The 23,715-nt window shown below is 64.7% G+C and carries 16 protein-coding genes; 4 read left to right on the top strand and 12 right to left on the bottom strand.

The genetic code is table 11. The features are described 5' to 3' along the window. Window positions 1–296 precede the first annotated feature (296 nt). From LQG66_RS05950 to LQG66_RS05940, 3 genes are all read right to left on the bottom strand, one after another. Complete coding sequence (locus LQG66_RS05950; protein WP_231324383.1) at window positions 297–2,417, bottom strand: autotransporter strand-loop-strand O-heptosyltransferase; 2,121 nt, start codon at window positions 2,415–2,417, stop codon at window positions 297–299. Window positions 2,418–2,519: 102 nt separating this feature from the next. Further along, on the bottom strand, window positions 2,520–4,472 hold the full coding sequence (locus LQG66_RS05945) for an HlyD family type I secretion periplasmic adaptor subunit (RefSeq protein ID WP_231324382.1): 1,953 nt from the start codon (window positions 4,470–4,472) through the stop codon (window positions 2,520–2,522). A gap of 3 nt (window positions 4,473–4,475) precedes the next feature. After that, entirely contained in the window at window positions 4,476–6,230 is a 1,755-nt protein-coding gene (locus tag LQG66_RS05940) for a type I secretion system permease/ATPase (RefSeq protein ID WP_231324381.1), read from the bottom strand. A 1,050-nt stretch (window positions 6,231–7,280) separates the two neighbouring features. Between LQG66_RS05940 and LQG66_RS05935 the strand changes: the two genes are divergently transcribed. Then, complete coding sequence (locus LQG66_RS05935; RefSeq protein ID WP_231324380.1) at window positions 7,281–9,212, top strand: ethylbenzene dehydrogenase-related protein; 1,932 nt, start codon at window positions 7,281–7,283, stop codon at window positions 9,210–9,212. After that, complete coding sequence (locus tag LQG66_RS05930; protein WP_231324379.1) at window positions 9,212–10,246, top strand: 2Fe-2S iron-sulfur cluster-binding protein; 1,035 nt, start codon at window positions 9,212–9,214, stop codon at window positions 10,244–10,246. The genes LQG66_RS05935 and LQG66_RS05930 overlap by 1 nt, the downstream gene beginning before the upstream one ends. A 43-nt stretch (window positions 10,247–10,289) precedes the next feature. Here the strand turns inward: LQG66_RS05930 and LQG66_RS05925 are convergent, their stop codons facing one another. Next, entirely contained in the window at window positions 10,290–11,147 is an 858-nt protein-coding gene (locus LQG66_RS05925; RefSeq protein ID WP_231324378.1) for a VOC family protein, read from the bottom strand. 151 nt (window positions 11,148–11,298) lie between these two features. Between LQG66_RS05925 and LQG66_RS05920 the strand changes: the two genes are divergently transcribed. Further along, window positions 11,299–12,609, top strand: a complete 1,311-nt coding sequence (locus LQG66_RS05920) for an NAD(P)/FAD-dependent oxidoreductase (RefSeq protein WP_231324377.1) — start codon at window positions 11,299–11,301, stop codon at window positions 12,607–12,609. Between the two features lie 3 nt (window positions 12,610–12,612). On the opposite strand, the gene LQG66_RS05915 is transcribed toward LQG66_RS05920, so the two are convergent. The 7 genes from LQG66_RS05915 to LQG66_RS05885 all read right to left on the bottom strand — a co-directional run bounded on the left by LQG66_RS05915 (window position 12,613) and on the right by LQG66_RS05885 (window position 21,807). Beyond that, the gene (locus LQG66_RS05915; RefSeq protein WP_231324376.1) at window positions 12,613–14,235 is read right to left on the bottom strand and encodes an ABC transporter ATP-binding protein; all 1,623 of its coding nucleotides are present in this window, start codon (window positions 14,233–14,235) and stop codon (window positions 12,613–12,615) included. Continuing rightward, the gene (locus tag LQG66_RS05910) at window positions 14,232–15,062 is read right to left on the bottom strand and encodes an ABC transporter permease (protein WP_231324375.1); all 831 of its coding nucleotides are present in this window, start codon (window positions 15,060–15,062) and stop codon (window positions 14,232–14,234) included. Before LQG66_RS05910 ends, LQG66_RS05915 begins: the two co-directional genes overlap by 4 nt. A 2-nt stretch (window positions 15,063–15,064) precedes the next feature. Next, complete coding sequence (locus tag LQG66_RS05905) at window positions 15,065–16,042, bottom strand: ABC transporter permease (RefSeq protein ID WP_231324374.1); 978 nt, start codon at window positions 16,040–16,042, stop codon at window positions 15,065–15,067. 24 nt (window positions 16,043–16,066) lie between these two features. Further along, window positions 16,067–17,683: an ABC transporter substrate-binding protein gene (locus LQG66_RS05900; protein WP_231324373.1), complete on the bottom strand. Its 1,617-nt coding sequence runs from the start codon at window positions 17,681–17,683 to the stop codon at window positions 16,067–16,069. Between the two features lie 313 nt (window positions 17,684–17,996). Further along, window positions 17,997–19,610 (bottom strand): sensor histidine kinase, encoded by a 1,614-nt coding sequence (locus tag LQG66_RS05895; protein WP_231324372.1) that lies wholly within the window; start codon window positions 19,608–19,610, stop codon window positions 17,997–17,999. Next, on the bottom strand, window positions 19,607–20,308 hold the full coding sequence (locus tag LQG66_RS05890; RefSeq protein ID WP_231324371.1) for a response regulator transcription factor: 702 nt from the start codon (window positions 20,306–20,308) through the stop codon (window positions 19,607–19,609). The genes LQG66_RS05895 and LQG66_RS05890 overlap by 4 nt, the downstream gene beginning before the upstream one ends. 23 nt (window positions 20,309–20,331) lie before the next feature. Further along, window positions 20,332–21,807 (bottom strand): DUF4153 domain-containing protein, encoded by a 1,476-nt coding sequence (locus LQG66_RS05885; RefSeq protein ID WP_231324370.1) that lies wholly within the window; start codon window positions 21,805–21,807, stop codon window positions 20,332–20,334. Window positions 21,808–22,019: 212 nt separating this feature from the next. Here LQG66_RS05885 and LQG66_RS05880 point away from each other — a divergent pair, with 212 nt between their 5' ends. Next, on the top strand, window positions 22,020–23,387 hold the full coding sequence (locus tag LQG66_RS05880) for a glycoside hydrolase family 3 N-terminal domain-containing protein (RefSeq protein ID WP_231324369.1): 1,368 nt from the start codon (window positions 22,020–22,022) through the stop codon (window positions 23,385–23,387). Between the two features lie 19 nt (window positions 23,388–23,406). Here LQG66_RS05880 and LQG66_RS05875 read toward each other — a convergent pair whose 3' ends face one another. Next, the gene (locus LQG66_RS05875) at window positions 23,407–23,694 is read right to left on the bottom strand and encodes a hypothetical protein (protein ID WP_231324368.1); all 288 of its coding nucleotides are present in this window, start codon (window positions 23,692–23,694) and stop codon (window positions 23,407–23,409) included. Window positions 23,695–23,715: the final 21 nt, after the last annotated feature.

Genomic DNA, 23,715 nt, shown 5'->3' with positions numbered 1-23,715 from the left:
CTGGTGATGTTGTGGCGAATTGCGCCTGGGGCTGCGCCGCCTCGTCCTGCGGTCAAGTGCTTGAATTCTGGGATCAAGCCGAAATGCAGGGTGCGTCAATCTGACGCTCATTGCATCTTCCCGTCAAGATGCTGCCCGCATCTTGCCTGCGGGCTTGCCGTCCGGACCTGTCGGTGGGGAGATGGTCGGAGCGCATTGGACAGCGTCGCGGCGCGTCGAAGCGGCACGGGCTTTGCTACCAGGCGGTGGGAGACGAGGGCGTCCGGGGTGCCGCGATTGGCGGTCTCGTCGCCCGCTCAGGACGGAGTGGTGCCTCTCCGTTGGACCAGCATCGCCGTCCTGATCTTCTGCAGCAGAGTGTTATAGAGCTGGTTCCAAACTGGATCCTGGCCGCTTGCTTCCAGCCCGCGTTTTGTCAGGCTGAGGCTGACCTGGTAGACGGCAAGTGCGCCATCGACGTTCCCGGTGGGAACGAAGGCATCGCCCAGGTTCTGGTAGGACGTCGCGAGCGCTTTCTGCAGAACGGGATCGGTGGGAGCGGCGTTGGCAAGCTGGGTGATCAGCGCGGCGTTGGAGCGACGGTGCTCGAAAGCTTCTGCATGACGGCCTTGAGCCGCGACCACATCCGCCAGGAGTGCGTGATACAATGCGAGATCGCGCTGAAAGCTGACGTTGGTCGGGTGCGCCGTGTTCAGCCGCTGAGCGATGGCGAGGCTGGCGGAATAGGCTGCCTGTGCGCCCTCGAGATTACGCTGAACGAACAGCACGGCGCCGATCCGGTTCAACGCAACTGACAGGTTTCGTTGAAAGCCGGCGTTGTCCGGGTCGGCTTCGGTCAGGTGGCGAACGATGGCTATGCTCTGCTTGTAGTTCTGCAATGCTGCGGCCAAATCGCCGGCACCCACGGTACGGTCGCCTTCCGCGATCTCGGAGGCAGCCTGATCCAGCAGCTTGCCTGCGCCGACCGTCACGCCAACTGCCAGGCCGCCTCGAAAAACATCGCCATGTGGACGTGTCAGCAGAGCGCCGATTGCGAGCGGTGCATCGCCGGCAGCGTCGGGCGGCGGAGGATTTGCCGTGAGGGCGTGAAGCGGGGCACCTCCCTGGGGCGCGTCCCGCGCCGTCAACTGGCCGGTCGGAACGGTCGATGCTCGCGGTGGCGATCGTGGACGCACTCCGTTCCCGAAGCCGGGGATGCTGCGCAACGTCGTTTCGACGTGGTTTGCGGTGATGAGGCGCGTGCATTCGAACTGCCGCGGCGTGCCCTTCAACCGCGGACACCAGAGAGCGTCCTCATGCTCGAAGCGATGACGGACGTCGTTCCAGCAGCTGTTGCAGGCGTGATGGTTGATGATCCGATAGGGGGTCGCAAATTCGTTGGTCGGATGCGTAAATCCGCTGATCAGCACAACGGGAGTGCCGACCGCCCAGGCGAGCCACGAGAGGCCGGAGGACAGACCGACGAAGAAGGCGGCATGCCTGAGCCAGCGGGCACGCTCCGGCAGCGGCCGATCTCCGGTCTGATCCTCGGCGTCGGCCGGAATTCGCGTTCGAAAATCGCCGTGATTGCTCTCGGCTTTCTGATCGATACAGATCACCCGGTAGCCGGTCGCCTTGAGGAAGGCGACGATGCTCTGCCAACCATCCGGATTGTTCCATTGCTTGCACTGAGTCGTCGCCTGCACGGCGATGCAGACATAGGGATCGGCGATCGGGCGGCTGTCCTCGCTGAGCGCCACGCGCGGCGGCCGTTCGGCCGTATCGACGCCGAGGATATGGGCCGCGGTTCGATGCAGGCCGACCTGCCGGAAATCGCAGGGTTGGTAGACCAGATCGGCGTCGTCGAAGAACAGGGCGACGGAGTAGGTCGCGTAGTATCGTTCCACCCGTACCGAGTTGTGGGTGACGAAGGCGATGTCCGGATAGGCGGCGCTGAACAGCGGGATCAGCGGCTCGCCCAGTGCGCAGGTCAGGCGGCAGCGATGCAGCTCGTTGAACTTCGCCGCATAGCTCATCCAGCCGATGACGTCTCCGATCGTGCCGACCGGAAACTGGATCAGCACCTCGCGTTCGCTGGCGTCGTAGTCATGACCGAGCAGGAATTCTCCCTGTGACCAGACCTCGAGCCTGAACGGGACGAAGTAGCGCTTGGTGCTGTTGACGTGTCCCGAGCGCAGATCGATGTCGAACAGCACGTTGCCGGTCTCGAGATCGCTCAGCCGGACGCGCCAGGCCCGTCCATTGTCCGGCAGCATGACCCGGCAGCCGTCGTTGAAGTCGAAACGCAGCCCGTGCGGCCCCTCCTGGGTGGGAATCTCCGCCGGTCGCGGCAGGCGCGGTTTCGCGACACGATCAACCGCGTCAGGCGTGGCGCCAGACTGGGCTTCGGCCGGCCGTATCGCGCTTGCCGGAGGCATCGTCCGGTCTGTTGTTCGCGGGAAATTTGCAATGTTCATGCTGAATTGCGGTAGCGGCCCGCGGCCTCCGCAAGGAGGGACGCAGGCCGTGGCATTTCGGGTCTACTGCTCGACGAAGGCGCGGCGCCACTGATCGGTGATCGGCTTCATCAGATAGCTCAGCATCGTGCGGCTACCCGTTTGAACATAAACTTCGGCCTGCATGCCCGGCATGAGATTGACGCCGCCGAGGCGCTGGCGCTCCTCTTCCGACAACGTGATCCTCACCGTGTAGAAGGACGAGCCCGTCCGCTGATCGTTGGTGGTGTCGGGCGAGACGAACGAAACCTGCCCACTCAGCTTTGGCGTGGTGCGCTGGTTGAAGGCGTTGAAGTTGACCAGCGCGTCCTGTCCGGTGTGGACGTGATCGATGTCCTTGGGCTGGACGTGGGCCTCGACCTGCAACTCGTCCGAATCCGGCACCAGCTCCATGACGGTCTCGCCGGGCTTGATCACGCCGCCGATCGTATGGATGGCGAGCTGATGGATGGTTCCGGAGTTCGGCGCTCGCATCTCGATTCGATCCAGCTGATCGCGCGCCGCGACACCCTTCTCGACGAGGTCGCCCTCCTTGGCCTGCGACTCGCCGAGATCCTTGACGACCTCGCTGCGGAAGTCCTGGTCGATCTTGACGGTCTGCAGTTCGGCTTCGCTGATCTTGGATTTGGTCTCCGCCACGCTGGACACCAACTGGCCGCGTTCACCGTCGATCCGTGCAGCTTCCCGCTGCAGCGTCGTCAGGCGAGTCAGCGGCACCAGACGTTTGTCGTAGAGATCCTGAACACCGGCCAATTCGCCCTTGATCAGATCGATCTGCTTGTTCTTCGATTCGAGCTGCGACTCCATGCCGGCGATCTCGTTGTTCAGCTGGACGATGCGCCCTTGCAGGAGCTCCTTCTGGCTCCTGCGGGTGACCGCGCGGGCCTTGAACAGCGCGTTCTCCGAGGCGATGACCGCGCGAGCATGCGCATCATCCGCACGTGACGTCAGCGTCGTCGGATATTCCGGCTGCTCCAGACCGTCGCGCTCAGCCGTGAGGCGGGCGATCTTGGCGCGTTGCTCGTTCAGTTGCTTGGTAATCGCCTGGAGCTGCGCCTGACTTTGCGTGCCATCGAGCCGCACCAGAAGGTCGCCGGCGTTGACGCGCTTTCCGTTGTCGACCTTGATGTCCGCGACGATGCCACCGGTCGGATGCTGGATCGCCTTCACGTTGGACTGCACGACGAGATTGCCGGGCACGACAATCGCGCCGGCGAGCGGCACCAGCGTCAGCCAACCGCCACCGAGAACCGCGGCGACGAGTAGGACGCGCAAGCCCAGGCGCAACTCATTCTCGAACATGCGGCCGACGCGCGGAACGAGTGATTCTTCCGACGTGTCGTCGAGATCGGCCGCCGTTCCCTGGCTGGCGATGAACGTCATGCCCGTTGTCAATGCCGTGCCGGCGGTCCCGACCAGGCGTCCGACACGGGTCTGCGGGACTGCCGGCGGCTGCATGATGCGGGCCGGCAGGTTCTGGGGCGCCATCGCGCGCGGCATTCCACCATTGGAGCTACGGTTCGCGCGCTCGTCCTGCAGATCAAGGAATGGCGATGCAACATCCGGCACGCGCGCAGGAGCCTGCCGGGGCGGTGGCGATATATCCGGCTCGCGAGATCGCATCGGCGCCGGCCTTTGCCACTCCATCTCGCGGATGCCTTCGGGACGGCGCGCCCGCGGCGCGGGGGTGCCGAGGCCGAACAGCGACAGCGACACGTCGAGCGCGCGTCCCATCGTGCTGGTCTTCTTCTTGCGCGACTTCGTCCGGGCTTGCGACGGCGGCGGGCGCCGTCTCTTCTTTGCTCCGTCACGGGATCCCCGCCGGTCGCGCGGGTCGGCATCGCTGCCATCGTCGAAAGCCCCCTGCAGCCGCTGCAGCTCCATGATCAGGGCGTCGCCCTGCGGACCGACGGCACGGGTCTTCGGTCGCACATAGTCGTCGTCGTCGAACGGCCTGAAATCGTTGATGTGTTTCATTGATCAAGCGCTTTCTGCTGGGGCGGCACGACGAAGCGATCTCATGTTCGGATTCGGCGCCGCGGCGGCAGGGGCGGCGACCCTCGGTGGGGCTGCGGCATGCGTGACGGCCGGTCCGGCCGGCGCCTTGGTGCCGGCGACGCGTGCGAAGATCTCCTGGCAGGGACCGAATGCGACGGCCTTACCCTCGTAGAGGACCAGCGCCATGTTGAGTGCGTTTAGCGCACTCGGCCGATGTGAGATGACGATGACGATGCTCTGGTTCTGCTGTCGCATGATCTGAATGGCGCGGCTGAGTGCATTCTCGCCGTCGGTGTCGAGGTTCGCATTCGGTTCGTCGAGGACGATCAGGAACGGGTCGCCATACACCGCGCGGGCAAGGCCGACGCGCTGACGCTGACCCGCCGACAGCGACATGCCGCCCTGGCCGATTCGCGTCGCATAGCCTTCCGGCAGCCGCAGGATGATGTCGTGGACGCCGGCGATCTGCGCTGCCTTGAGAATGGCGTCCGAGTTCGCATTCTCGTCGAAGCGACAGATGTTGTCGGCAATGCTGCCGTCGAACAGCGCCACGTCCTGCGGCAGATAGCCGATATGGCTCCCGAGATCCTCGTTGCTCCACTGGTCCAGAGCTGCACCATCGAGCCGGACCGTGCCATGCAGTGCAGGCCATATTCCGACGAGGGCCTTCGAGAGCGTCGTCTTGCCCGAGGCGCTTGCTCCGAGCAGCGCCAGCCCGGTGCCGGCCTTGATCGAAAACGACACGTTCTGGACAATCGGCCGGTCGGTGCCGGGAGCCGCCACGGTCAATTCCTGCACGGTCAGCTCGCGGAACGGCCGCGGCAAAGCGACCGCCGGTTCTTCGGGCCTCGCTGTGGCCTTGCAGATGTCGCGCAGACGCACGATGCCTTGACGCGCGGCGATCAGCTGCTTCCAGCTGCCAAGCGCGAGCTCGACAGGTGCGAGGGCGCGGCCCATCAGGATGGACGACGCCATCATGACGCCACCGGATGCCTGGTCCGACACGACCAGAGCCGCGCCGATTCCGAGCATGCCCGACTGCAGGATGAAGCGCAGCACCTTCGCGGCTGATCCGAGATTGGCGTAGACGTCGCTCGCGCGAATGTTGTCCTTCAGATAGCGCTCGTTCACGGCGTTCCAGCGCGTCGAGAAGCGGTCCATCATACCGAGTGCGCGAATCACCTCGGCGTTGCGCTGCGTGGCATCGGCGAGAACCTGGCGTGCGGCGCTGGTGTCGCTTGCCGACTTGCTGGCCTGCCGTGACAGTCGTTCCGTCAAGAGAGTCATGGAGATGATTCCCGCCGTTCCGATGATCGCGGTGATTCCGATCACGGGATGGAACAGGAACATGCCGATCAGGAAGATCGGGATCCACGGCATGTCGAGGAACGCCGTCGGTCCCATGCTCGACATGAAGGCCCGAAGCTGGTCGAGATCGCGCAACGGCTGCTGCATCAGCATCGGCTTGGTGCCGCGAAGAGGCAGGGTGGCCAAGGCGTGATGAATTGCGTCCTGCAATCCCGCGTCGAAGACCGTGGCCACCCGGCACAGCATGCGGGTTCGCAGGGCGTCGAAATAGCCTTGAATCATATAGACGAACAGAATCATGACCGAGAGGCCGATGAGCGTCGCAATGTTCTTGCTGGGAATGACGCGGTCATAGACCTGCATCATGTAAATGGAGCCTGAGAGCATGAGGATATTGATGACGCCGCTGAACACGCCGATTCCGGCCATGCGCCGCACGGCGTGGCGCAATCCGCGCGTTACGGGATCGTCACTCCCGGCGAGAAGGTCAGTTAAGGCAGCCGCAGCTTTCATCCGCGGGCGGTCTTGAGCCAGACTCATCCAGGCGCGTCTCCCAAAGGACAATGCTTCGATCAGCGCTATTGACAGCCGATGCAGACGTTTTTCCGGCAACAATTGGACGCATGGGCAATTCTGTCGCAGCGTTCCACACCTGCAACCGGCGTAGGACTCGACGTCCCGGGCCGTCTGCAAGCGAGAGTGGCATCCTCCGCCATCACCAGTGTCGCCAGGAATTCATTCGCATTCTTCAGGAGTTGCGGCGACGCGACAGCGCGCATGCATGATGGGCGTCACACATTCGTCCGTCTATCACCTTGCTTCGGCGCTCATTGGCCGCGGTGCGGGCCGAATGACGCCACGAAGGCGAATAAATCTTCGTGCGGTGCAACGGATGTGCGTTGTCAACTCGAGCATGCGGTATCCGATGGTAGTGCGGGGAACGATGATGGCAACAGCGGCAACAGCGGCAACACACCGACATGCGCTTCCGTCCAGCAGATCGAGAGATGCGATTCCGAGCAGGGGCAGCAGCGGGCGCTCGCACGTTCCGTCTGCGAACAGTCGGCCGTCACGCGTCGGGCAATCGGTCTGACGACTCCTACATAAAACAAGGGGGGATCAAGCAAATCAGTTCATGCGCGATCCGAGCAACCCGTCACCGGCTCGGGACGCGATAACTGGTCATTGAACTACGCGATCGGGCGATCGCGCAAGGGCGTAGCGGGGCAATGATCGGCGTGAAAGTCGACGTTGAGTCAGTCGAAACATTGCTCACTGAGTGAATCTGGGGGACGACAAGTTGCTGAACTACATCACCATCGGGACGCGTGATGCGGGAATGGATTTCGGTCGAGAACTATCCTGCAGCCGGGCATATCCGATCCGTCTGCATTGGACCGGCTCGCTGATTCGGAATTCGGTCGCCGGATCGGCGGTGAATCACGCCGATCGCGTGCGCGCAGGTCGGGAGGCGCACGCATGAAGATCCGTAAGACCGACTATGGAACGATCATTCTGCATTGGCTGCTGGTCGGGGCCACGGTGATCGCGTTCCTCACCGGGCTTCGCATGGCCACGGAAGCACCGGGCCACGCCTGGATCGCGAACAACCTCGATTGGCTGTTGCCGCGACACCGGACTTGGACGTGGCACATGCCTGCGGGAGTCGTGCTGGCCAGCGTGGCCGTTGCCTACATGATCTATGTGTCGAAGTCCGGTTTGGGCCGTCGCGTGACCGTCGACAAGATGCGGTTCAAGGGCCTGCTGGGCCGTCGGCCGGCGCGGCTGGGCTCGATCAGCGTGATGCTCCATTGGGTGCTGTTCATCTCCATGGCCACGCTGATCGTCACCGGCGGTCTGCTCTTCTTCGGCGTCGCCTCCGGTTACGTCACGATGATGATCCACTGGTATGCGACGTGGGTCATCCCGGCTTTCGTGGTGCTCCACGTCCTGGTTCACTTCAGCATCGGTGGAAAGATGCAACTCTATCGCGTGTTCCGGCCAGCCCCGCTGCCACCGCCGCCGCCGAAGCTCGATCCCGTCGAACTCCTCACGCTGTTGGTTGAGCAGTCCGAGAAGCTGGAGGAGAGCGAGGCGCCTCCGAGGAAGCCGGCACCTGCTGCGCGGCCCGCCGCGCGTGAGCCGATGGCAGCACCGCGACGCATGGAAGAGCCGATGCGTGGCCGCGCCGAGCAGCGTATGCCGCCGGGCAGGATGCGTCCGCCGCCGGCTCCGCCGAAGGGCAATTCGCGCCGCCGCAATCCGAGCTTTCAGGCCAACCCGTTCATGGTCGCGACGGCTGCAGCCATCGTGATCGGCTCGGCGATGTTCGCGGCCGACTACTACGCCGAGGACACGGTGACGGTGTACCGAATCCCGACATCGGACGCGCCGACGCTCGACGGCGATTCATCCGATCGCGTCTGGCGCAACATCCAGCCGCACATGGTCACGACCAACCAGGGCGATAATTTCGACGGCACCGGCGAATCGCGCGTGTGGATCAAGGCGGCCCATGACGGGACGTGGGTCTATTTCCTCGTCATCTGGGAAGATCCGACTCGATCGTTGAAGCAGCTGCCGCTCATCAAGAAGGCCGATGGCTGGCATCTGCTGCAGAACGGCTTCGACAAGGGCGACGAGAACGACTTCAACGAGGACAAGTTCTCGCTGCTGTTCACCACGCTGCCGATCACCCTGGCCGCAGACCGCACATTCCACATGAGTTCGCAGCCGATGCCGGATAAGCCAGCGACGCTGTCGGGCCGCGGCATTCACTACACGCCGGCGCCGAATCTCTATGCCGACGCGTGGCTGTGGAAGGCGACGAGCGGCGGTCCGACCGGGTGGATGGACGATGATCATTTCGGTCCGCCGGCCGAGCCGACGCCCGACCAGGTCAAGGGACTCACGCCCTACAAGGGCGGGTTTGCGCCGGATCCGGGGACCGCGAACTATTCGGACAATTTCGTGATCGACAGGGAGTCTGCCAGACTGGGAAATCGGGGCGTGAGGCCAAAACGCCTGCCGAAGGACATTGCCGCGATGACCGCGGCCATGGGTGAGATCAATCTCGATCCGAACATCGGCGAGAGCGAAGGGGCGCGTTGGTTCATGACGGAAGCCGAATCAGTGCCGTATTCGGCCGAAACGGATGCCCAGACCCCGATCGGGACCGTCGTGCCGGGTGTCATCATCAGCGGAGAGTTCACGGGCGACCGCGCGGACATCCGCTGCGCGGCGCGTTGGGCCGCGGGCCACTGGACGCTCGAGATTGCCCGCAAATTGGACACGAAAAGCAAGTACGACGTTCCGATCAAGAACGGTGTCTTCATGCGCGTCGCGGCTTTTGACCACACCCAGATCCGACATACGAGGCAGATCCGGCCGATGCGACTTGAGGTGCAGTAATGGGTAAGATTTGCAAAATCCAATACAACAAGGAAACGTTCTACGCGAATGTGGGCGATATCCTGCTCGACGGCGCCATCAACAGTGGTGTGGATCTGCCCCATGACTGCCGCAGCGGAATCTGCGGATCCTGCAAAGTGACTGTCGTCGACGGCAAGCTGTTCGGCGGCATGGAAGGCGACATGGCACATGCGTGCCAGGCCCGCGTCGTGTCCGACCTGAAGATCATCACCGAGCCGGTGCCGGACACCGTGGCCATGAACTGCGAGGTCGGTGATCTCGTACGCCTCGCGCCCGACGTCGTCGGTGTCACGCTGGAGATGCCGAAGCCGCTGCGATTCTTCCCAGGCCAATATGCCAAGGTCCAATACCGCGGCTTTCCGACGCGCTGCTACAGCCCGACCTACCCGATGGTCGGTGCGCCCGACAGCCATCTGCTGTATCTGCACATCCGCATCCTGAAGGATGGCCTGGTGTCTTCGGCGCTCGGCCGCGACATCCAGGTCGGTCATCGCGTCAAGCTGACGGCTCCGCTCGGAACCGCGTTCTTCCGGCAGAAGCATCGCGGCCGCATCATCCTGGTCGCGAGTGGCACCGGCTTTGCGCCGATGTGGGCGATTGCGGTCGCTGCGATCACCGAAAACCCAAAGCGCGAGATCGTCTTCATCGTGGTGTCGCGCACGCTGCAATCGTTCTACATGCATCAGGCGCTGTGCCGGCTGGCGCGCTTTCCGAACGTCAAGATCATCCCGATCGTGTCGGAGCCGCAGAACGTCTCGCCGGCGATTCGCAGCGGTCGTCCGACCGAGCACATGCCCGAGCTGAGGCCGGACGATGTCGTCTACACCTGCGGTGCACCAGCGATGACCGACGCGGTGGCGAAGATGTCGCGCGCGGCCGGTGCCAAGTGCCATTGCGATCCGTTCGTGTCTTCGGCGCAGCCGTCCGAGCAGAGCGGCGGACTCATGGATCGCCTCGTCGGCTGGCTCGATAGCCAGCGTGGCCGTCCGGCGATGTTCCAGCCGGCAGAATGAGGTCGCTGCGGCCGCGGAATGCGCGGCCGCCGGCTTTCGACGTTTAGCCTCCCACGAAGGCGAGCAGCGTTCCGGTTGCGGAGGCTGGCGGCACCACGATGCTTGCACCGCTGCGCACGGCGGATGCGCCGAGCGCCTTTTCGGTTACGCTCAGATCATGCGAGGCCAGCACGAGGCCGGCGCCGCCGCGCTCGGGCAGACCCGCGAGTGAGACACCGGGATAGCGCGCCGCCAGTTGATCCCTGGTCAGGAACACGAAATCGGCACGGTCGCCACCCGACGTCACCGTCACGGTGCCATCGGCCTCGGTGCGTCCCTCGCGATCAATCAGGCGCGACAGGTGCGCCGCATCCTTTGCTGGGTCCGGCGTCACGATCAACGCCTGCTTCAACTGCTTGGCGGCATTGGCGTGAGTCATCAATTCCGGGATCCAGACGGTTTCACGCGTCTTGTGCTGGCAGGCGAAGATGCGCAGGCCGCCCGGCGCCTCCGCCACCGGCCATTGAAAGACGCGGAATTTTGCGGCCGAGATCGTGCCGTCGGGCAATGGCACCGGGCGCTCGAAGTCGATCGGGCCGATCGGCTCGAATCCATGACTGCGAATTTCCTCCGCGCCGGCGGCCGAATCGATCGCCGTGAAGGCGATGCGCTCGATGCCTTCGCCGCGTTGTGCGAGGAAGTTGCGGGTCGGGACGTTGTGGTCGGTCTCGGCAAGGATGCCCAGCAGCTCGATGTAATCGGGGTCGAGCATGATGGTGTAGTTGCCTGAACCCATCTTGGCGCTGTGGGTGCCGCGGGGCGAGAGGGTGAAGCCGAGCCGCTTCCAGGTCTCGGCGGCGGCGTCGAGATCCTTCACCACGACGACCGCGTGATCGATACCAATGACATTCTTGAGGGCCACGCGTTTGTCTCCTTGCAGCGAACTTGGCATATTGGCGGCCGAACTATGCCCAATCGACCCATGCGCCGCAACCGGCGGGGCCGGGCACTGGGCGCAAGGCAAGATCGACCTCCAGGATGGTCGGTCGGCCAGCAAGGATGGGCTGTCCACGATGAGCATGACGACAGGTAACGTTCAATGGCCGCCATCCCTGTGGGCTGCGCAGACCCCGCCCGGGCCCGATCTGCCCGAGCTTCGTGGCAGTGTGCAGACTGATGTCGTCGTCATCGGCGGCGGATTCACCGGCCTCTCGACCGCGCTGCATCTGCGCGAGGCTGGCGTCGACGTTGCCATCGTCGAGGCGATGGAGCCGGGCTGGGGTGCGTCGGGTCGGAATAACGGCCAGGTCATCCCGACACTGTCGCGGCCTGATCCGGATGACCTCGTTGCCCGTCACGGCGCAGCCGGTGAGCGCTTCGTGGCCATGTTGCGCGACAGCGCGGCTGCGCTATTCGATACCGTCCGGCGCTACGGGATCGAAGCCGAGCACGAGCAGGCCGGCTGGGTGCAGCCGGTACATACGCCAGGTCGCATCAAGATTGCCGAGCGCAGGTTCAAGCAGTGGTCGAAGTTCGGTGCTGATGTCGAGCTGCTGTCACGCGATCAGACGCGCGACATGCTGGGCTCGGAGGCATGGCACGGCGGCTTCTGGAACAGGACCGGCGGCCATATCAATCCGCTGGCGCTGGCGCGGGGTCTGGCGCGGACCGTGCTTGGCCTCGGCGCGCGCATCTACGCGCGCTCGCCGGTGATCAATTTCGAGCGGCACGGCGAGCGCTGGGTCGTTCGCACGCCACAGGGCGAGATTTCGGCGCGCGCGCTCGTGCTGGCGAGCAATGCCTATAGCGGCGAGTTCTCGAAGGCGCTCGCTCCGCAAATTGCGCATGAGGTGATGCCGGTGCTGTCCTGGCAGATGGCGACGCAGCCGCTGTCGGACAATGTGCGTCGGACGATCATCCCGGCGCGGCAGGCCATGTCCGATACTCACGGCGAACTGTATTTCGCCCGCTACGATGCCCGCCACCGGCTGGTGACGGGCGGTGCCGTGATCGGTCCCGGCAACAAGGCCGAGCGGTTGAAGGCGCGTGTCGGCGAGCGCCTGCAGCGCTTGTGGCCGCAGATCGGCGAGGTTAGGTTCGACTACGTCTGGAACGGCTATGTCGGCATGACCACCGACTATATGCCGCGGATTCACCGGCTCGGTCCCGACGCCTATGGCTGGACCGGCTGCAATGGCCGCGCGGTCGCGCTCACGATTCCGCTCGGCGCCGAACTCGCGAAAGCCGTGCGCGGGGTTCCGGAGAACGAACTGGCGCTGCCGTTCACGGAGCCGGTCACGATACCGGCGCACGCGCTGCTGCGGCCGTTCGCGCCGCTGATGCTGTTGTTGTACCGCTATCGCGACGCCCGCGAGATCGGTTAGAGCTCAACCATGCGCCGTCCGGGCGAAGTCGCCGCCCGGGATGGCCTCGAGCAGGGCCTGCGTATAGGGATGCTGCGGGCTGCCGAACACGTCGTTCGTGAGGCCGTGCTCGACGACGATGCCGTCCTTCATCACGGCGACGAGATCGCAGATCTGCGCTGCGACGCGCAGATCGTGCGTGATGAAGATCATCGAGAGACCTAACCGCTCGCGTAGGCTCGCGAGCAGCTTCAACACCTGCGCCTGAACCGAGACATCGAGCGCGGACACTGGCTCGTCGGCAACCAGCACGGCCGGTTTCAGCGCGAGCGCGCGCGCAAGCCCGATCCGCTGGCGTTGACCACCCGAGAACTCGTGCGGAAAACGATCGGCAGAAGAAGGATCGAGACCTACGAGGTTGAACAGCTCACGCGCCTCGGCCAGAGCTTGAGCACGTGGCGTGCCGTGCACGATCGGTCCCTGTGCCACCAGCTCGGCAGCCTTGCGCCGCGGGTTCAGCGAGGCGAACGGATCCTGGAACACCATCTGCATCCGCTGCGTCCGTCCCCGGATCTCGCTGCGCGGCAGACGGGCCCAGTCCTCGCCGTCGAGCAGGATCGCTCCCGCATCGGGATCGATCAGGCGAATGATGCAGCGGGCGAGGGTGGATTTGCCGGATCCGGACTCCCCGACAATGCCGAGCGTCGCGCCTTTCGGCAGCGTCAACGAGACGTCCTTGACGGCATGGGTCACGCGCGCGCCGCGGCCGAGGAAGCCGCCGGTGCGATAGGTCTTCGACACGCCAGACAGCGCAAGAATGGTCTCCTCGGACAGCTTGCGCGGCGGCGCCGCCGCGACAGGCGGCACGGCGGCGATCAGTTGCTGCGTGTAGGGATGTTGCGGATTGCGCAGCACATCGGTTGCGGGACCGTGCTCGACCACCACGCCGTGCTGCATCACGATTACGCGGTCGGCGATCTCGGCGACGACGCCGAAATCATGGGTGATGAACAGCACCGCGGTCTTGCGCCGCTGCTGCAGCTCGCGGATCAGCTTGAGGATCTGGGCCTGTGTCGTCACATCGAGCGCCGTGGTCGGCTCATCGGCGATCAGGAGCTTCGGATCGAGCGCCAAGGCCATCGCGATCATCGCGCGCTGCCGCTGTCCGCCGGACAGCTCGTGCGGATAGGCCTTCGCCGCGCGCGGCGGATCGGGGATGTTGACGTCGGACAACAGCGACAGCACGCGCGATCTGATCTCGGCGTTCGCGAGATCAGTATGGATGTCCAGCACCTCGCCGATCTGATCGCCGATCGTGCGCAGCGGATTGAGCGCCGTCATCGGCTCCTGGAACACCATCGCGATGTCAGCGCCGCGGATGCGGCGCATCTCGGCCGCCGTGGCGGCGCAGAGATCGCGGCCGGAGAACAGAATGCGCCCGCCATCCGTAACGACGCCGTCCGGCAGCAGCCGCATGACGGCATTGGCCATCATCGACTTGCCGGAGCCGGACTCGCCGACGATGCAGACGATCTCGTTCTCGGCGATCGAAAGCGAAACCTCGGAGAGCGCATGCGTGCGGTCGGCGCCTTTCGGCAGACGAACGCTGAGGCGGTCGACGGTGAGAATGGGCGCTGTTGAACTCATCGCTGCTTCAGCCGCGGGTTCAAGGCGTCGTTGAGGCCCTGGCCGACCAGCGACACCGCAAGCACGGTGATCAGGATGGCGACGCCTGGGATCGCCGAGACGTACCATTGCACGCGCAGCACGTCGCGCCCGAGGCCGATCAGATTGCCCCAGGAGGCGACGTTGGCGTCGGACAGCCGCAGGAAGGCGAGCGCGCTCTCCAGCAGGATCGCGACCGCCATGACGACGCCGGCATAGACGATCACCGGCGGCAGCGCATTGGGCAGGATCTCGCGCAGGATCAGTTGCGTGTCGCGCATGCCGAGCGTCCGGCCGGCCTGGACGAATTCACGGCCGCGCAGCGACAGGAATTCCGCCCGCGTCAGCCGCGCCGGCGCGGGCCACGAGACGATGCCGACCGCAATCGTGACCGTGGTCAGGGTCGAGCCGAACACCGCCACCAGCACCAGCAGGAGAACGAAGTTCGGTAGCGTCTGGAAGGCTTCGGTGATGCGCATCAGCACGTTGTCGATCCAGCCGCCGTAGTAGCCCGCGAACGCTCCGACCATCACGCCGATCGTCACGGCAATGAGCGTCGCGACGCCGCCGATCAGGAGGGAGATGCGGGCGCCGTAGAAGATTTGCGCCGCGATGTCGCGGCCGGAATTGTCGGTGCCGAGCAGGAAGCGTGGATTGGCGAACGGCCAGATCAAGGGCCGGCCGGCGAGGGCGAGCGGGTCGCGCGGATAGAAATAGCCGGCGCTGATCGCCATGCCCACGACGATCAGCAGCAGGATCAGGCCGAGCACCGCGGCCGGACTGCGGAAATAGCGTTTCACGGCGTCCATGCTCAGCTATCCGCGGCGATGCGCGGGTCGAGCCGCGCATAGAGCAGGTCCGTGATGAAGTTGACCAGGATCACCAGCAACGCGGAAACGAAGACGATGCCGAGCAGCGTGTTGAGGTCACGCTGCACGACGGACTCATAGGCGAGGCGTCCGAGGCCGGGCAGCGAGAACACGGTCTCGACAACGACCGAGCCGCCGAGCATCGTTCCCGCCTGCAACCCGATCAGCGTGACCATCGGCAGCAGCGCGTTGCGCAGCACGTGCCGCGTGATGATGCGGGTCTCGTCGAGTCCCTTGGCGCGCGCGGTGCGGACGAAATCGAGATTGAGCACCTCGAGCATCGAGGCGCGCATGATGCGCAGATAGATGGCAAGAAAGATCAGCCCGAGCGTCAGCGACGGCAGCACCAGATGGCTGGCGATGTCGAGCATGCGCCAGATCCCGGTCCTGACCGCGCCGATATCCTCGAAGCCGCCGGCCGGCAGCCATTGCAGATAGATCGAGAACACGACGATGGCCATCAGGCCGAACCAGAACGAGGGCGTGGCGTAGAAGACCAGGCCCACAGTCGAGATCAGCGTATCCGGCCATCGGTTGACGCCGCGGGCGGCGATCACCCCGAAGACGAGTCCGAAGAAGAACGCAAATGACAGGGCCGAGGTCATCAGCAGCAAGGTCGGCGGCAGCCGCTCCAGGATCACGGCTGCGACAGGCTTGCCGTAGATGGCGGAGAAGCCGAGATCGAGCCGCACCAGCCGCCACAGATAGTTTGCGAGCTGCATCGGGATCGAGAGATCCAGCCCATAGAAGCGGCGCAGCTCGCGGGCGGTGGCCGCATCGCCGCCGCCCATCTGGGCCATCATCGCGTCGACGGTATCGCCCGGCGCAAACTGCAGCAGGAGAAACACGCCGACCAGGATCAGCAACAGGGTAGGGATCGAGGCGGCGAGTCGCCGCCCCGCAAGGTTCAAGATGCGCATGGCCTCATTCTGACCGACTTTGGCTCAGGCGGAAAGCCACAGATCGTGCCAGCTCGACGATCCCCAGCGCGGTGTGTTCGAGTGGTTGCGCGCCTTCGCCGTGATCACCGTGACGAAGATCTGCTCGATCGGCATCCAGACCGGCAGCTCGGTATTGGCCTCGCGCACGAAATCGGCATAGAGCGCCTTGCGCTTGAGCGGATCGACCTCGGTTGCGGCGTCGTCGATGATCTTGTCGATCTTGGCGTCGTCCCAGCCCCACTGGTTGGTCCAGGGCGCGCCCTTCGGCTGGCCGGAGCGGTACCAGACGGTCGTGGAGACGGCGGGATCGTTGCGGTACTGATGCCATCCGGTCGAGAGGTCGAAGGCGTGCTCGTCATAGACCTGCTTCAGGAAGCCGCCGCCGTCATTGCGCACGATCTCGACGGCGATGCCGACTTCGCCGAGCGACTGCTGGATGAAGGTCGACCACAACGAGATGTCCTCACCCCAGGGCGCGGGCAGCAGCTTCAGCGCAAACCGGGTGCCGCCGGCGCCGGGCTTGTAGCCGGCCTCGTCCAGCAGCGCCGCCGCCTTGGCCTTGTCGTACGGATATTGCGGCGTGTTCGTGCCGGGATAGAAATCGGTCGAGGTCGACGGGATCGGCCCGGTGCCCAGCTTGGCGAAATCGCCGAGGAAGTTCTCGATGAAGAACGGCACGTTGATCGCATGCGCAACGGCGCGGCGAACCTTCACGTCCGCCAGCTCCTTGCGGCGGACGTTGAACTCGAGCGTGTTGGTGCGCGCGTTGCCCTCGTTGCCCTTGGTCGAGACGATGAAGCGCTTGTCCTTGCCGAGCCGCGCCATGTCCGAGATCGTCAGTCCGGAGAACGGGCTGTAGTGCAGATCGCCGGCTTCGAGCTGAGCGGCCGCAGCAGCGCGGTCGGTGATGACTTTCCAGACGATGCGGTCGAGATAGGGCGAGTTGGAACGCCAGTAGTCCGCGTTACGCTCGGCGATGATGTACTGGCCGCGCTCGTATTTCACGAACTTGAAGGGACCGGTGCCAACAGGCGCGAGGTTCGCCGGGTTCTGGCGGATGTCGCCGCTCTCATAGAGGTGCTTTGCCGAGACATAGCCGAGATCGGGCAGGGCGCGGAGCAGCAGGTTGAGCGGCATCGGACGCTCGTAGCGGAAGATCGCGGTCTGCGGATCCGGCGTATCGACCGATGTCAGGAACAGCTGCAGCGTCGATCCGTAGTTGAGGATCTTCTTCCACATGTTCATCGCGGTGAAGGCGACGTCTTCGGACGTGAACGGCTTGCCGTCATGCCAGGTAACGCCCTTGCGCAATTTGAAGGTGATGGTCTTGCCGTCGGGGGTGGCTTCCCAGCTCTCGGCGAGCACGCCGACAGGCTGGCCGTTGGCATCGAGGTCGACGAGGTTCTCCTGGATCTTGCCGCCGATGATGTAGACGCCGGTCGAGGCCTGAAGGCTCGGATTGAGCTGCCGCTGCTCGGCGCCGTAGTGCACGTTGAACACGCCGCCCTTGCGCGGGGTCTCCTGGGCGAACGCTCGGAACGGATTGACCACGTTCGCCGCGATGGCAGCGGAGGTCAGAAGTGCGGCACGGCGATTGATCTCGAAACGGCTCGAAGTCATCAAGGTCTCCCGAAGGCCGCGTCAGTACCGGCCGATGGTGCAATAGCGGCGGAGCTTACGCGGGTCGGAAGGTCAAGTCATGCGCGAATTGCGCGAATGGGGCCACGTCTCCGCAAGAGCAGCCGGCGACGGACTGCGAATGGAAAGAAATTGCTTGTATACGAACGATCCGAAGAATGTGGGCACTGCGCCGCCGCAGCCGGTGAGCGTTTCCTGCCGACGGCCCCGATCTTCGCTGGTGCCTGTTTCGATCGAGGGGAGGTTCACGGCAGCAACCTGCAAGCAGGGCGCGGCATGCCGCACTATCTAGGGTCTATGGCTTGGCCGCGATGGCATCATCGATCGGCAGCCGTAACTCGAAACAAACGCCGGTATTTGTCGGCAGCAGCATGATCTCGCCGCCATGGCTCGCCATGATGGCGCGCACGATCGCCAGTCCCATGCCGGTCCCGCCGCTGTCGCGCCGCGTGGTGAAGAAGGCATCGAAGATCCGTTCGCGGTTCTCCGGCGAGATCGGATCGCCGTCATTGCCGACCCTGACGATCAGCATGCTCTGTCTCTGCTCGGCCTCGAGCCGAACGCGCGTCGCTCCGTGGCGCATGGCATTGTCGACGAGATGCGCGAGCACGATCAGCACCGTCTCGTTCGAGAGACTGACCTTGCGCGCGACCGGACCTGACGTCTCGATCCTGGCCGACGGAAAGCGCAGCTGCAGCGTTCCCACGGCCTCCGCGACGGTGCCGGGCTCGGTCTGCGATGCCGTTTCCGCCCGGGCGAGCTCACGCAATCGCTGGGCCGTGGCCTCCAGCCGATCGGCATCGCCCAGGATGTTGGTGAGGAACTTGTCCTGCTCCGCATGTGTCAGCGGCTCGGAACGGCCGGCAAGAGAGTCCAGCAGCAGCTCGGTGGCACCCTTGATCGAGGTCAGCGGCGATTTGAGCTCATGCGTCAGATGGGCAGAGAAGCTCCGGATGTAATTGGACCGCTGCGCCAGCTGCTCGGCCATGGCGAAGAAGTGCTGCGATAGTTCGGCGAAATCGCGCGTGCCGTAATGGACGAGGGGACGGAAGCCGGCCGGGTCACCGCGGCCGATGCGCCCGGCCCGGTCGATCAGCTCGTGCATCGGACGGGTGATCGTGCGCGCCACCACGAGACCAACCAGCAGGGTCGTGAGCGCGACGGCGGAGCCGGCGGCGACGAACTTGCCGCGCTCCTGATAGAGATGCTCGAAGATGTTGCGCGGTGTCCGCGACGTGTAGATGACCCCTGCGACATGGTCATTGACGATGACGGGCATGGCGGAGAACACGTGGACGCCGACGCCGCGGCTGATCGAATAGATCGGCGGCGGCGTCTTGTCCGGAATGCGGATGCGCAGGGCCGCGCTGTATTGCCCGCGCAAAGCGGCGGCGATCTCCTCGATATGGGCCAGCGACTGGCCGACCTCGTCGCGGCCGGCGATGACGACACCCTGCGGATCGAGCACGCGAAATCCGGCAAGGGTGACCTTCTGGGTTTCCAGGATGACCGGCAGCAGGCGCGCGCCGATCGCGACATAGGCCGGGTCGGCGGGAAGCGGCGCCGGCCGGGCGTCGGGCCTGCGCACGAACAGATCGTTGGCCATGAGATCGAGCAGGGGCCGGATCGGCGTCACCGTGTCCGCGGAGTCGGGCCGCGCCTCGGGCGGAATTTCGGCCCCGAGCGGGATGCCAGATGCGAGGCGCGCGGCGACCTCTTCGGCAAACACGGCGGCCAGCACGCGGCTCTGCGCGATCAGCTCGGCCTGCGTCTGGCGGATCAACTGGTTGTCGTAAATGCGGAAGAAGAACAGCCCGACAAGTGGCAGGGTCGCGACCAGCGCCAGCACGCCGAAGACGATTTGTCCGAGCGACGGCCGCCATTTCTTCTTCGGCTTGGGCGCGATCATGGCGAGCTGCAGCGGCCGAGCCGGAAGCCGACGCCATGAACGGTCTCGATGGCGTCATCGCAATCGACCGCGGCGAGCTTGGCCCTGATGTTGCGGATGTGGCTGTCGATGGTCCGGTCCGAGACCTGGATATTGAGCTGATAGGCCGCGCTCATGATCTGCTCGCGGCTGAACACCACGGCTGGGCGGGTCATGAGGGTGCGCAGGATGCTGAATTCGAGCGCCGTCAGGGCAATCGGCGCGTCGCCGAAACGGGCCGCGTGCTGCTGCGGATCGAGGCGCAGCCTGCCCTGAACCAGCTCCTCGGGCTCGGCCCCGCGATCCGCACCGCCAGAGGTGACCCGCCGGAGAATGACGTTGACCCGGGCGACGAGCTCGCGCGGGCTGAACGGCTTGGTGACGTAGTCGTCGCCGCCAATCTCGAGCCCGAGGATTCGATCGATCTCCTCGTCACGCGCCGAGAGGAACAGGATCGGCACCTGCGAGGTCCGGCGGATGCGTCGGCAGACCTCGAGGCCGTCGAACTCCGGCATGCCGACGTCGAGAACGATGAGGTCGGGCCGGTCCTCGGCGAACCTGACAAGGGCTGCCCGGCCGTCGGTTGCTTCAGTCACTGCCATGCCGGCCTTGCTCAAGGCGACGCGCAAGACCTCGCGGATGTGCGGATCATCGTCGACAATGAGGATTCGGGGGGACACGTTCGGGGCTCCGCGGCGAGGCATCAGCTTGGTTGGTGCGATAGAGGATGTGTATCGAGATAGCGCTGCAAGCGCCAGCCGCGAAAGCTCCAGGAGCGCCAGGACGCCATGTTCTTTGCCTGCTCGTTCAGCAGGCGGTTGCGGGCAGCGGCCAGTTCGCTCTTCGCCGGTGACAACAAAATGGCGCGCTCGATCGCCGGGAGGACCTGAGGACTGAGATTCGAGAGATAATTTATGTCGATCGCCGAGCCTTGGCGTCCTGCTTCTCGACTATGGCTCACGTTGTAGTCGGCGATCAGCACGTCGAAATTGATGAGCGCACATCCGTAAAGGGTCGCCGCGAGCACCAGCAGGTTCGCGCGGATGAGCCAGCCATTGGGCCTGTTCCGGACGATCCGGACCACGATCAGGAACAGGCCCGCGGCAACCAGCGCCATCCATATCAACGCCGCGATGCGCCAGCCGGTCAGGAGGTAGCTCTCGACGTAGATGTGGACCCGCTGCATCGAGGACGCGACCAGCATCAGGTTCTGTGCGACCCAGAGATAGACCAGTGGACGGACGAAGCGCCGGTCCTCCGTCGTTCCAGAGCGGACGGCGATGATGACGAAGGCGGCCGCGAGCAGCGCCGTGACGATCAGAGGGTAGGCGCCTCGGTGCGCATAGGCAGCGTAGGTCATGCCGTCGGGAAGCTCCGCGTGTCCCCACAGATACTCGCCGTCGAGGGCGGTCTGGACGGCGAACAGCACGTTGAACAGGATCAATGAGCGGATGACGGTCTCAGGTCCGAGCAGCGAAGCTAGAACGGACGGCGGGCGGTCAGCCACGAGATCGATGGGTGTGCTCAGCGTCGTGTTTCGCTGGCGCCAGCGCAGATTGATGAACGGCCAGATCAGGGACAGGATCACGAGCCAGAAGATTGGACGGCCGAAGCTCAGATTGGACGCGACGCGCTGGGGTTGGAGCTGATCGAGCCACTGCTCGATGACGGGGTTGGCGGCCGCGAACAGGAGAATGAACACGAGGCCCAGCGCCAGCGGGATGCTCCAAGTGAGTAGGACGCGTGTAACATCATTCGCGCGCAACGCGGCAATGATGTCGGGTATCAGCCTGAACGGTCCGGTCAACAGCAGCTGTCGCGCCGCCGTCAGCGGAAGGCGAAATCCGTCCGCGGCCGGATCGGTTGACAGGGCGACGGCCGATATCGTCGTGAGAACGACGATCAAGAACGACAGCGGGTTCGAGTCCTCGATCGCCGGGATCAGGCCTGCGACGAGGATGATCGCCGCCGGGATCGAGCGCCGACGGTCGATCCTGGCGCGATTGACGAGAACGCTGGCCGCGACCAGCACACTTGCAAATATCGGAAGAGCGAGGCCGGGGATCTGGTCGTAGAACAGGATGTCGGCGAGCCAGAGAAGGCCGAAAGCGACGGCGAATTTGTGCCACATGGAATCAGAAACGGCGGGGGCAGCCGTCAGCTCGGCGGAGCCGGTCATTGCGGGAATCCTCGATTGGGTCACTGCTCTGCCGGCAGACGCCAGCCGATGAACCCAGCATGACGTTGGTGCGTGCAGCGGCTCACGAGAGGCTCTGCAGCATTTCAGGATTTGTTTGCAGATTTGGTGCAGACGCGATTCCGCAGCTGGCGCAGGCGGATCGTCGTTGTTACGCAGAATGCCGTCTTTCCCCGGGATGATCGGCTGCACACATGCTCGGACGTATCAGGACGGCGGTCCTCTGGAGCCTCGCTCTGCTCTTCATTTTTATCACGCTCAACAGCAACGAGCCGTATCTGGTTCGCCTGCGCGGGACCGGTCACACCGCCTTGCTCCTCATCGGCATGGCCGCGCCGCTGCTGCTGGTGTTCGGCGGGCATTGGCGCCGCGGCGCGGCCGGGCGGGTGCTGGTACTGACGTGGTGCCTCCCGCTGGTCGCGCTGACCTCGACGCAATTCTCGTTCGCCTGGCGAAAGTACGAAACGTTTCGCACAGCTCCCGAAGTGGCCCGCCTGCTCGGGCGGCATTTCATCATCGGCTACACGGCCGCGGAGGACGCAGCAGCGTTGGCACGGCAGGGCTTGATCACCGGCGTCTATGTGACACACCACAACGTGCGGGGGCGGACCGAGGCTCAACTGCGCGCCGAGCTCGCGCGACTGCAGGCCGAGCGCCTGAGCGCCGGGCTGCCGCCTCTGCTGGTCTCAGCAGATCAGGAGGGAGGCACTGTCGCGCATCTGTCTCCGACCCTGCCCAACATGCCTGGGCTCGCAACGCTGGCCGATCTGCCCGCGGCTCGGCGTGCGCACGATGCGTTCGAGATGGGGCGCGCTCAAGGACAGATGCTGGCTGCGGCGGGCGTCACGTTCAATCTGGCGCCTGTCGTCGATCTACGCCCGCGCTGGAAGCGCAACCGCCTGGACTTTCACACCCTGATTGGCCGGCGCGCGGTCTCCAACGATCCGACCGTGGTCGGCGACATAGCGCTCGGCTATGTCCGCGGTCTGGAAGCGAGCGGTGTTCATGCGGCCGTCAAGCATTTCCCTGGTCTGGGACGCGTCGAAGCTGATACGCATCACTTCTCTGCGCAGCTCGACACACCTGCCGATGTGTTGGAACAGTCGGATTGGCGGCCGTTCCGCCAAGTGCTCGACAACTCGCATGCGGCGATGATGGTCGGTCACGTGGTGGTCGATGCGATCGATCCCGAGCGCCCCGCCTCGCATTCCAAGGCCGTGCTTGACGGTTTGATCCGGGGCCGCTGGAAATACCAAGGCGTGATCGTAACCGATGATCTCGTCATGGGCGCGATCTACGGACACGACCTGTGCAAGGCTGTCGTCGAGGCCCTGAACGGCGGCGCCGATCTGCTGCTGGTCGCTTACGACGGGACGCAGTTTCACCCCGTGTTCGCCTGCGCCAAGCAGGCTCTCGCAGACGGGCGTATTGACCTCGACGCTCTCAGCAGGAGCGATGAGCGGCTGAAGCGCTGGCAGCGAGGGGATGACAAAGCCCGACCTTCGGACGTCTCGACGGTTCTGGAGCAACCGAAAGCAATGCGCAGCACCGTCACGGAGTGAGGGGGGGCACTCGAGCTTGTCAGCGCGGCCCGTTGCCGGTCCAGTTGTGCCACTCGACGTTGGACAGACTGCGCAGGTCGGTCGCGAGTGGACGCCGCGCCTGCTTGTCGTGCTGGCCGATGACCTGTTCCGACTCGCGGATCTTGAACCGGAGTTCCGCAGCTTGTCGCCTGGTCCGTTCGAATGCCTTCGCATCGGCGCTCTCGCCGACGGTGAACCGTGCTGTCTCGATCTGTTTCAAGGCCGCGCGATTCTTTCCGAGCTGGGCGCGATGCCAGGCAACCTTGCTGTCACTATCCGCAACCATGCTGCACTCCCAAGAAATGCC

The sequence above is a fragment of the Bradyrhizobium ontarionense genome (assembly GCF_021088345.1).
In the GTDB taxonomy this organism is placed as follows: domain Bacteria; phylum Pseudomonadota; class Alphaproteobacteria; order Rhizobiales; family Xanthobacteraceae; genus Bradyrhizobium; species Bradyrhizobium ontarionense.
Note: the sequence above shows the minus strand (reverse complement) of the source record. Positions and strands in the feature narration are given on the sequence as shown.

Coding starts and splice junctions, on each gene's coding strand:
- LQG66_RS05950 (WP_231324383.1), bottom strand. CDS start 2,417: ATGCCTCCGGCAAGCGCGATACGGCCGGCCGAAGCCCAGTCTGGCGCC.
- LQG66_RS05945 (WP_231324382.1), bottom strand. CDS start 4,472: ATGAAACACATCAACGATTTCAGGCCGTTCGACGACGACGACTATGTG.
- LQG66_RS05940 (WP_231324381.1), bottom strand. CDS start 6,230: ATGGCCGGAATCGGCGTGTTCAGCGGCGTCATCAATATCCTCATGCTC.
- LQG66_RS05935 (WP_231324380.1), top strand. CDS start 7,281: ATGAAGATCCGTAAGACCGACTATGGAACGATCATTCTGCATTGGCTG.
- LQG66_RS05930 (WP_231324379.1), top strand. CDS start 9,212: ATGGGTAAGATTTGCAAAATCCAATACAACAAGGAAACGTTCTACGCG.
- LQG66_RS05920 (WP_231324377.1), top strand. CDS start 11,299: ATGAGCATGACGACAGGTAACGTTCAATGGCCGCCATCCCTGTGGGCT.
- LQG66_RS05915 (WP_231324376.1), bottom strand. CDS start 14,235: ATGAGTTCAACAGCGCCCATTCTCACCGTCGACCGCCTCAGCGTTCGT.
- LQG66_RS05910 (WP_231324375.1), bottom strand. CDS start 15,062: ATGGACGCCGTGAAACGCTATTTCCGCAGTCCGGCCGCGGTGCTCGGC.
- LQG66_RS05905 (WP_231324374.1), bottom strand. CDS start 16,042: ATGCGCATCTTGAACCTTGCGGGGCGGCGACTCGCCGCCTCGATCCCT.
- LQG66_RS05900 (WP_231324373.1), bottom strand. CDS start 17,683: ATGACTTCGAGCCGTTTCGAGATCAATCGCCGTGCCGCACTTCTGACC.
- LQG66_RS05895 (WP_231324372.1), bottom strand. CDS start 19,610: ATGATCGCGCCCAAGCCGAAGAAGAAATGGCGGCCGTCGCTCGGACAA.
- LQG66_RS05885 (WP_231324370.1), bottom strand. CDS start 21,807: ATGACCGGCTCCGCCGAGCTGACGGCTGCCCCCGCCGTTTCTGATTCC.
- LQG66_RS05880 (WP_231324369.1), top strand. CDS start 22,020: ATGCTCGGACGTATCAGGACGGCGGTCCTCTGGAGCCTCGCTCTGCTC.
- LQG66_RS05875 (WP_231324368.1), bottom strand. CDS start 23,694: ATGGTTGCGGATAGTGACAGCAAGGTTGCCTGGCATCGCGCCCAGCTC.